The 8,810-nt window shown below is 63.4% G+C and carries 8 protein-coding genes; 3 read left to right on the forward strand and 5 right to left on the reverse strand.

What is annotated here, in order from left to right; genetic code table 11:
* Positions 1-30: 30 nt before the first annotated feature.
* From ntrC to dusB, 3 genes are read right to left on the reverse strand one after another with little or no spacing between them, the layout of a single operon-like run.
* Positions 31-1,473: a nitrogen regulation protein NR(I) gene (gene ntrC / locus E8A46_RS17960; protein WP_291563559.1), complete on the reverse strand. Its 1,443-nt coding sequence runs from the start codon at positions 1,471-1,473 to the stop codon at positions 31-33.
* A gap of 9 nt (positions 1,474-1,482) precedes the next feature.
* Positions 1,483-2,658, reverse strand: a complete 1,176-nt coding sequence (locus E8A46_RS17965; protein ID WP_291563562.1) for a nitrogen regulation protein NR(II) — start codon at positions 2,656-2,658, stop codon at positions 1,483-1,485.
* Positions 2,655-3,656 carry a tRNA dihydrouridine synthase DusB gene (gene dusB, locus E8A46_RS17970; protein WP_291563582.1) on the reverse strand — a complete coding sequence of 334 codons (1,002 nt, stop codon included), beginning with the start codon at positions 3,654-3,656 and terminating at the stop codon, positions 2,655-2,657. The genes E8A46_RS17965 and dusB overlap by 4 nt, the downstream gene beginning before the upstream one ends.
* A gap of 287 nt (positions 3,657-3,943) precedes the next feature.
* On the opposite strand from dusB, the gene E8A46_RS17975 reads away from it, so the two are divergent.
* Both E8A46_RS17975 and E8A46_RS17980 read left to right on the forward strand, forming a co-directional pair.
* On the forward strand, positions 3,944-5,170 hold the full coding sequence (locus tag E8A46_RS17975) for a bifunctional 2-C-methyl-D-erythritol 4-phosphate cytidylyltransferase/2-C-methyl-D-erythritol 2,4-cyclodiphosphate synthase (RefSeq protein ID WP_291563565.1): 1,227 nt from the start codon (positions 3,944-3,946) through the stop codon (positions 5,168-5,170).
* A gap of 1 nt (position 5,171) precedes the next feature.
* Complete coding sequence (locus E8A46_RS17980) at positions 5,172-5,774, forward strand: CinA family protein (RefSeq protein ID WP_291563570.1); 603 nt, start codon at positions 5,172-5,174, stop codon at positions 5,772-5,774.
* 24 nt (positions 5,775-5,798) lie between these two features.
* On the opposite strand, the gene E8A46_RS17985 is transcribed toward E8A46_RS17980, so the two are convergent.
* The gene (locus E8A46_RS17985; RefSeq protein WP_291563573.1) at positions 5,799-6,278 is read right to left on the reverse strand and encodes a type II toxin-antitoxin system RatA family toxin; all 480 of its coding nucleotides are present in this window, start codon (positions 6,276-6,278) and stop codon (positions 5,799-5,801) included.
* 43 nt (positions 6,279-6,321) lie between these two features.
* Positions 6,322-7,281, reverse strand: coding sequence for a lipoyl synthase (lipA, locus tag E8A46_RS17990; RefSeq protein WP_291563576.1), 960 nt, complete (start codon positions 7,279-7,281; stop codon positions 6,322-6,324).
* Positions 7,282-7,378: 97 nt separating this feature from the next.
* Here lipA and E8A46_RS17995 point away from each other — a divergent pair, with 97 nt between their 5' ends.
* Positions 7,379-7,975 (forward strand): DNA-3-methyladenine glycosylase, encoded by a 597-nt coding sequence (locus E8A46_RS17995; RefSeq protein ID WP_291563579.1) that lies wholly within the window; start codon positions 7,379-7,381, stop codon positions 7,973-7,975.
* Positions 7,976-8,810 lie beyond the last annotated feature (835 nt).

The following is an 8,810-nucleotide window of genomic DNA, read 5'->3' on the forward strand; positions in this document are numbered from 1 at the left end:
GCGAAAGCGCCGTTCCGGTTCTTCAGACCCTCAATTACCGCTGCGGTAGACTTGGATGTCCAGATCGCGAATCTTCTTGCGCAGCGTATTGCGGTTGAGGCCCAGCAGGTCGGCCGCCCGGATTTGATTGCCCCGGGTGGCCGCCAGCGCCGCGGTGAGCAGCGGCACCTCGATTTCCTTGAGGATCCGGTGATAGAGGCCCGGGGGCGGCACGCCGTTGGGGAAACCCGAAAAATGCGACGACAGGTAGGCTTCGACGGCGCCGCCGAGATTGTCAATGCCGTGGTGGGCGTTGCCACCCGATGCCACGGCCGGGGGAGCCAATTCGCCGTCGATCACCGAACCGGTGATCACGTCCTGCGGATACAATGCCGCCAGCCGGCGCGCCAGGTTTTCGAGTTCGCGTACGTTGCCGGGCCAGCGGTGCTGCTTCATCCGTTCCAGCGCCAGCGCATCGAGCTTCTTCGGCGGCAAGCCGTCTTTCTCGGCCAGCGCGAAAAAATGCCGGATCAAATCGGGTAAATCCTCGATGCGCTCGCGCAACGGTGGAAGCCGCAACGGCACGACGTTCAAACGGAAGAACAAGTCCTCGCGGAACAGGCCCTGCTGAATCAGGATGCGCAGATCCTTGTTGCTCGCCGCCACAATCCGCACGTCGGTCTTGATCGGCGTGCGGCCGCCAACGGTCGTGTACTCTCCCTGCTGCAGCACCCGCAACAGCCTGGTCTGCGCTTCCATCGGCATGTCGCCGATTTCGTCAAGAAACAGCGTGCCGCCTTCGGCCTGTTCGAACCGGCCGGAGGCGCGGGTGTTGGCGCCGGTGAATGCGCCGCGTTCGTGACCGAACAGTTCCGACTCGATGAGATCGCGCGGAATGGCCGCCATGTTGACGGCGACGAACGGCCCATTGCGCCGCTTGCCGTAATCGTGCAGCGCGCGCGCCACCAGTTCCTTGCCGGTCCCGGACTCGCCGGAGATCATCACCGTGAGGTCGGTTTGCATCAGCCGCGCCAGTACCCGGTAGATCTCCTGCATCGCGGGTGAACGACCGACTAGCGGTATGGAGTCGAATTCGGAGTCATCGGCATGGTTCGCCACCCGCTCCTTCGGCTCCGCCAGCGCGCGGCCGACAATCGCGATCAATTCCTTGAGGTCGAACGGCTTCGGCAGATATTCGTAAGCACCGCGCTCGGAAGCGCGGATCGCAGTCATGAAAGTGTTCTGCGCGCTCATCACGATGACCGGAAGATTCGGCCGCATCTTCTTGATCCGCGGCAACAGATCGAATGCGTTCTCGTCGGGCATCACCACATCGGTGATGACCAGATCGCCCTCGCCCTGGCTCACCCAGCGCCACAACGTCGCCGCGTTTCCTGTCAGTCGCACCTCGTATCCGGCGCGCGAAAGCGCCTGATTGAGAACGGTACGGATGGCTGTGTCATCGTCAGCGACAAGTATGCTACCTGCGGGCATTTTTATTCCTCATCTTGAGTTCTGTGAGGCATGCAACGACGTACCGGAAACGTCATCGCGGTCGCCGTGATCGAAGTGTTTTGCGGTATTGAACATCGGCAGCAGCACTCGGAAGATGGTTTTTCGTGGCTGCGACTCGCATTCAATGATGCCGCCGTGATCGCCGACGATCTTGGCCACCAGCGCCAGGCCGAGCCCGCTGCCCGTCGGCTTGGTCGTGACAAACGGGTCGAACAGATTTGGCAACAGGTCCTCCGGCACGCCGGGACCGTTATCCTTGACGCAGAATTCCAGCGGCAAGGACACCCGTGATTTCTTGCCCGGCACCGACAGGCGTACGCCCGGACGGAATGCGGTGGTGAGCTGGATCTCCGCGTCGCTGCCGAGATCGGCGACGGCTTCGGCGGCGTTCTTCACCAGATTCAGAAATACCTGGATCAACTGGTCCTGATTGGCGAGCACCGGTGGCAGCGAAGGATCGTACTCCTCGACGAAGCGGATGTTGCGCGCGAATCCTGATTGCGCGAGCCGCTTGACGTGATCGAGCACCGAATGAATGTTGACCGGGCCGCGCGCCACCGGCCGGTCATCCCCGAACACTTCCATGCGATCGACCAGCGTGACGATGCGGTCAGCCTCATCGCATATCAACCGCGTCAGCATGCGGTCTTCGGACGAGGCCGCCTGCTCGAGCAACTGCGCGGCCCCGCGGATGCCGGACAACGGGTTCTTGATTTCGTGCGCCAGCATCGCGGCCAGCGCGATCACCGAACGGGCTGCACTGCGGTGGGTCAATTGCCGGTCCATCTTGTCGGCGATGGTGCGCTCCTGCAGCATCACGACGATATGACCGGGCCTCTCGGTGAGTGGGGCGACGTGAAGATCGACCTGACGATCGCCCCCCATTCGCGGCGTACCGAGATCGACCTTGTACTCGTTGACCGGCGAACCGCTTGAGCGCACCTGGTCGATCAGCGCCAGCAAAGGGCTACCGAACGGCACCAATTCCTTCAACGACTGACGTTGCAGGAATTGAGTGGAGATATCGAAAAACGATTCGGCCGCCATGTTCGCATCGACAATCCTGCCGTCGGGCGCAACCAGCAGCACGGGATTGGGCAGCGCGTTGAGGATGGCCTCGGCTTGGGAGGGCACGGGTCGGCGGTGTTCTGCGGCAGAAGTCATGCAGCAGCGCTCCATGCAAAGTCGTCAAAGGCATCTTGCAGGGATCGATGCACGAGGTGCGGACTGTCGGACGTCAGAATCCGCTCGCGCCAGCCCTTGAGGGTCGTCGCCGGCGTCCGGCTGTATTGGGCTGCGATCTGCAGCGCCCAGCCAAGATGCTTGCGCGCATGACGAAGACCGATTCGCAGCCCGTAATGACTGCAAACCTCGTCATAGAGCGCGCGGATATATTTGAGCTGCTCCGTCAGCGACGGCGCGAACTCGACGACTCCCGTTTCGATGCGACGCCCGATCTGGCCCGGCAACCACGGCTGGCCCTGCGCGCCACGACCAACCATGACCGCATCGGCGCCCGACATTTCGAGCGCGACCACGGCCTGCTCGAACGAAGTGATGTCGCCGTTGACCACGAGCGGAATGCGAACGGCGTCCCTGACCGGGCGCACCGCGCCCCAATCGGCTTTGCCGTTGTAGAACTGGCAGCGGGTGCGGCCATGCACCGAAATCATCTGCACGCCTGCGGCCTCGGCGCGGCGCGCCAATTCCGGTGCGTTGAGGGAACGATCGTCCCAGCCGAGCCGCATCTTCAGCGTCACCGGCACCTTCACCGCCGAGATTGTCGCCTCGATCAGCCTCAGGGCGTGATCCAGATCGCGCATCAACGCCGAACCGGATTGGCCGCCCGTCACATGGCGCGCGGGACAGCCCATATTGATATCGATAATTGCGGCTCCCGCGGCTTCGGCGATGCGGGCGCCTTCCGCCATCCACCTGACCTCGCAGCCCGCGAGCTGAACGACATGCGGACCAATTCCGGTCGCCTCGCACCGTAGCCGCGACATCGGGCGTCCATTGACGAGATCGTCGCTGGCGGTCATTTCGGAAACCACGAGTCCGGCCCCAAGGGCCGCGGTCAAGCGCCGAAAGGGGGCGTCCGTGATGCCCGACATGGGCGCCAGAAGAACCCGGTTGGCGAGCTCAATATCGCCTATTTTCAACGGCTTAAGATAGAAGGGCTCCGAACGGGTCACGGATTTCTCGTTGTTTCGGCCAACGCCTCATCGCGTCTGCCGGGATCCATTTTGCGCACAAATCTTGTGCAGTCAAGTTTCATGCCTACAGTTTAGACAGTTCCTGCAATCTTGCAAGTGCACTGCAGCAAAATATGCTTTTAACCACAGCCGATGGGAATCATTCTTTTTTCGCAGCGTGAGCATGATAAGGGCAGTGCGCCAGCCAACCCCCCGTGTCCCTCGCAATCCCGTTTTGCCCGTAATCGAGCCCCATGCCGAAACCTGAGCGGACTGCAGCCATCCTCGTCGCGGCCGGACGCGGCCTTCGGGCTGGCGTGGGAGGACCGAAACAGTACCGTTCCATCGGCGGGCAGACCGTCATTTTCCGGGCGATGGAGCCATTTTGCCGCCATCCCCAAGTGTTGGCCGTGCAGCCGGTTTTGAATCCCGACGACATCGCGATGTTCAATGATGCCGTGCGAGAGCTGCGCCACGAACCGCCCGCGAAGGGCGGGGCGACCCGCCAGGCTTCGGTGCATGCCGGACTGGAGGCGCTCGCTTCCCAGAATCCCGACGTGGTTCTCATCCACGACGCGGCGCGACCTTTCGTCTCAGCCGCGCTGATTTCGCGGGCGATCAATGCAGCTTCCGCCACCGGCGCGGCGATTCCCGCGATACAGGTCGCTGACACCATCAAGCTGGTCGACGGAAGCGGCAATGTCGAGGCGACGCCGGAGCGCGCCCGTTTGCGAATCGCGCAGACGCCGCAGGCGTTCCGCTTCGATATCATTCTGGATGCCCATCGCCGCGCGGCGCGCGAAGGCCGCAATGATTTCACCGACGACGCGGCGCTTGCGGAATGGGCGGGATTGACGGTGGCGACCTTTGAAGGCGATCCTGCGAACATGAAACTGACGACACCGGAAGATTTCGTCCGCGAGGAAGCCCGCCTCGCCAGCCAGCTCGGCGATGTCAGAACCGGAACGGGTTACGATGTTCACGCCTTCGGCGAGGGCAATCATCTGATGATTTGCGGCATTCGTGTGCCGCACACCCGCGGCTTCCTCGCCCATTCCGATGGCGACGTCGGCCTTCATGCGCTGGTCGATGCCATTCTCGGCGCCCTGGCGGACGGCGACATCGGTTCGCATTTTCCGCCCAGCGACGCGAAATGGAAGGGCGCGGCATCGGATAAATTCCTCAAATACGCGGTCGATCGGGTCACCGCGCGCGGCGGCCGCATCGCCAATCTGGAAGTGACGCTGATCTGCGAGCGGCCGAAGATCGGGCCCTTGCGCGACACCATGCGCGCGCGGATCGCCGAGATCGCCGGGCTGAACATCTCGCGCGTCGCCGTCAAGGCGACCACCAGCGAACGGCTCGGTTTCACCGGCCGCGAGGAAGGCATCGCCGCGACCGCGAGCGCCACCATTCGCCTGCCATGGGATGATAAAGGTTGGGACGATCAAGGCCGGGACGGCAAGGGTTGGAGCGACTGAAATGAGCGGCAGCGACGCCCGCGCCCTCTCCCGCTCGCTGCTTGATCTTTGCCGGATGCGCAAGCTGACCATTGCGACCGCGGAATCCTGCACCGGGGGCCTCGTCGCCGGCGTGCTGACCGATATCCCGGGCTCCTCCGATGTGATCGACCGCGGTTTTGTGACCTATTCCAATGAGGCCAAGCGCGCGATGCTCGGCGTCAAGGTCACGACGCTCGCCACCTTCGGCGCGGTCAGCAAGGAAACCGCGACGGCCATGGCGGTCGGCGCGCTGGAGCGCGCCGGCGTCGATCTTGCCGTCTCCATCACCGGCATCGCCGGCCCCGGAGGCGCCACGCCGGGCAAGCCGGTGGGACTGGTGCATTTTGCCGTGGCCGCCCGCGACGGCCGAATTTTGCATCGCGAATGCCGCTTCGGCGCGATCGGCCGCAGCGCGGTGCGGCAGCGTTCCGTGGTCGAGGCGCTGCGAATGCTGACGGAACTGGCCCGCGGACCACAGGCGGCGACCCAACCGCGCCGCGCGGCGACCAGCCGGGTTCATCCCCGCCTGGCGCGAACGCCGCGCCGTGGCGCGGTCAAACGACGGCGACCGCCGCGAACCTAGTTCGACAAGCCGCGCGATGCGCGCTCACGTCGATGCCTTGCCTGCGATGCCCGGCCTGCCGTAAATCATGTCGGCGCGCTTTTCGAACGCCGCGGCGAAGCGCTGGAATGCGGTGTCGAACATCGTACCCATCAGCATCGCCAGCATCCGGCTTTTGAATTCGTAGGCAAGATAGAATCCGACATCGCAGGCATCTTCCGACTTCGGCTCGAACGTCCAGCGATTCTCGAGGTTGCTGAACGGCCCCTGCAGGTACTCGACCAGAATCTTCAAATTGGCGCGGTCCAGCGTGACCCGGCTGGTGAAGGCCTCGCGCACCAGCTTGAAGGAAACCGTCATGTCGGCGATGACGATTTCGGTGCCGTCGGGCTTCGGCGTGCGTTGACGTATTTTCATCGCGCGGCACAGCGGCACGAATTCAGGGTAACGCTCGACGTCGGCAACCAGGTCGAACATCTGCGGCGCGCTGTGGTTGACCCGGCGCCTAGAGTTGAATTTCGGCATCGACTAATGTCCCGGCTCTGACATTCGCATCCCGTTGCAGCGGTTAGAGCCGAAGCGCAGCTCGCGCCGCCTGCAGTTTTGCGAAATCATCGCCTGCGTGATGCGATGAACGGGTCAGCGGGCTCGCCGACACCATCAGGAACCCCTTGGTATAGGCGACCTTCTCGTAGCCTGCGAATTCATCCGGGGTCACATAACGCATCACGGCGTGGTGCTTCCGGGTCGGCTGCAGATACTGGCCGATGGTCAGAAAGTCCACATCCGCCGAGCGGAGGTCGTCCATCACCTGCAGGACCTCGTGGCGCTCTTCGCCAAGTCCGACCATGATGCCCGATTTGGTGAAGATGGTCGGATCGATTTCCTTGACCCGCTGCAACAGCCGGACGGAGTGGAAATAGCGCGCGCCCGGGCGCACGTTGAGATAGCGCGACGGCACGGTTTCCAGGTTGTGATTGAAAACGTCGGGCTTCGCCGCCGCCACCACTTCGAGCGCGCCGTCCTTGCGCAGGAAATCCGGCGTCAGGATCTCGATGGTCGTGGTCGGGCAGCGGGCGCGGATGGCGCGGATGGTTTGCGCGAAATGTTCGGCGCCGCCGTCGGCGAGGTCATCGCGATCCACCGAGGTGATGACGATATGGGCGAGCCCGAGCTTGAAGGTCGCTTCCGCGACGTGGTCCGGCTCGTTGGCGTCGAGCGCGCCGGGCATGCCGGTCTTGACGTTGCAGAAGGCGCAGGCCCGGGTGCAGGTGTCGCCCATGATCATGAAGGTTGCGTGCTTCTTGTCCCAGCACTCGCCGATATTCGGACAGCCCGCCTCCTCGCACACCGTGACCAGGCCGTTTTCCTTGACGATGTTGCGGGTATCGGCATAGCCGCGCGTGGTCGGCGCCCGCACCCTGATCCAGTCCGGCTTCGGTGGCGACAACGCGTCCGGCCGGTTCACCTTTTCGGGGTGACGCGGGCGCAGCGGCGTGGCTGAAACGGTATCGACGACGACGACCATGGACTGTCCATTCTCTGGGCTTTAGCTAGTCCGCTGCACCGGGAATCGCAACCGCCCTCGCCTTGCAACCCACCAACTTCCTAGCATATCGGTCGGAATGGCTCAAAATCGCACATTGAACGGGCACGGCGCTGGCAAAGCGCTGAAGCGCGCCTTCTTTGCCCGCAGCGTGCACGAGGTCGCGCCCGACCTGATCGGCGCGACGCTGCTGGTGGACGGCGTCGGCGGCATCATCGTCGAGGTCGAGGCCTATCACCACACGGAGCCTGCCGCGCACTCCTTCCGGGGGCCGACGCCGCGAAATGCGGTCATGTTCGGTCCGCCCGGCTTCGTCTATGTCTATCGCTCCTACGGCATCCACTGGTGCGTCAATTTCGTCTGCGAAAAGCCGGGTTCCGCCAGCGCGGTGCTGATCCGCGCGATCGAGCCAACCCACGGCCTGGCGGCAATGCGGCGCCGGCGGCACCTGCACGACGCGCGATCGCTGTGCTCGGGGCCGGGTAAACTGACGGAAGCGCTCGGCATCACCCACAAGCACAACGGACTGCCGCTCGATGTGCCGCCGCTCGCCTTGTTCGCGCGGGAAAGCAAACCCGACATCGTCGCCGGCGTGCGGATCGGCATCACCAAGGCGGTCGAGCTACCCTGGCGATACGGGTTGAAAGGCTCGAAGTTCCTGAGCAAACCGTTTTGACGCGAGCAGCATGAGACCGTCATTGCGAGCCAACGGGCCGCGCGAATGCGCGCCCGATGACAGGCTCCGCGAAGCAATCCAGTCCACCACGATCGTCATTGCGAGCGGAGCGAAGCAATCCATAGTTCGGCAGAAGGAACGAGGGGATTGCTTCGCTCCGCTCGCAATGACGGCAAATGCAGATACGGCTTCGCGATCCCGCGACGTGTTGCGTCCGGGGTTTGCGTAAAACGTCCGCCCCTTGAAAACAGAGGGCGTGGGGAATGCCGGGTGCCCTTCGCACCCGCAGCCGCGCGTGTAGTGTAGAAAGCACGCGCGTTAGTCACCACGGTTGCGCCGAGATCACCCGGCATTCCCGCACGCGAATGGTTTTAACGGTTTCCTTCGTGCTCTCCCCGGTGATCGGGCTTTCTTGTCACCGTCACCCCTGGGAAGCTTGCTTCTCAAGAGCTTGACGCCGGCGTCGAGGCGTCAGGACCACACGACTTCGCCGTCCGCAAGCTGGCGCATTCGTCTCCAACGCCGCCCGCGTCCATCGCATCCCCTCCCGCGTTGATGACGTTGCGCAACGCCCCTCTTTCGGGACAGGACGGCGAGATTTGTAGAAGTGATTTGCCCGACGCGCGAAGCCAAATATTTTTGCGACGAGGACTGGACAGGGAAATTTACCAGGACCGACTGATTTGCCCGCCGGGCTGGTTTGCGAGTTTGTTCCTGTGAATAGCTCCGGCCGAGGCCGACCGGCAAAACCGGACAGCCAGCATTTCCGATATTACCCCATCACCAGACATGCCGCGGACACGCCAAGATCGACGCGATTGACCCAGACCGGACG

It is taken from the genome of Bradyrhizobium sp. (assembly GCF_004799445.1).
GTDB lineage: Bacteria > Pseudomonadota > Alphaproteobacteria > Rhizobiales > Xanthobacteraceae > Bradyrhizobium.

Bases quoted from the DNA above. Each gene is read 5' to 3' on its own strand.
- E8A46_RS17985 (WP_291563573.1), bottom strand. From the start codon at position 6,278: ATGCCGAAATTCAACTCTAGGCGCCGGGTCAACCACAGCGCGCCGCAG.
- E8A46_RS17995 (WP_291563579.1), top strand. From the start codon at position 7,379: ATGGCTCAAAATCGCACATTGAACGGGCACGGCGCTGGCAAAGCGCTG.
- lipA (WP_291563576.1), bottom strand. From the start codon at position 7,281: ATGGTCGTCGTCGTCGATACCGTTTCAGCCACGCCGCTGCGCCCGCGT.
- E8A46_RS17965 (WP_291563562.1), bottom strand. From the start codon at position 2,658: ATGACTTCTGCCGCAGAACACCGCCGACCCGTGCCCTCCCAAGCCGAG.
- ntrC (WP_291563559.1), bottom strand. From the start codon at position 1,473: ATGCCCGCAGGTAGCATACTTGTCGCTGACGATGACACAGCCATCCGT.
- E8A46_RS17975 (WP_291563565.1), top strand. From the start codon at position 3,944: ATGCCGAAACCTGAGCGGACTGCAGCCATCCTCGTCGCGGCCGGACGC.
- E8A46_RS17980 (WP_291563570.1), top strand. From the start codon at position 5,172: ATGAGCGGCAGCGACGCCCGCGCCCTCTCCCGCTCGCTGCTTGATCTT.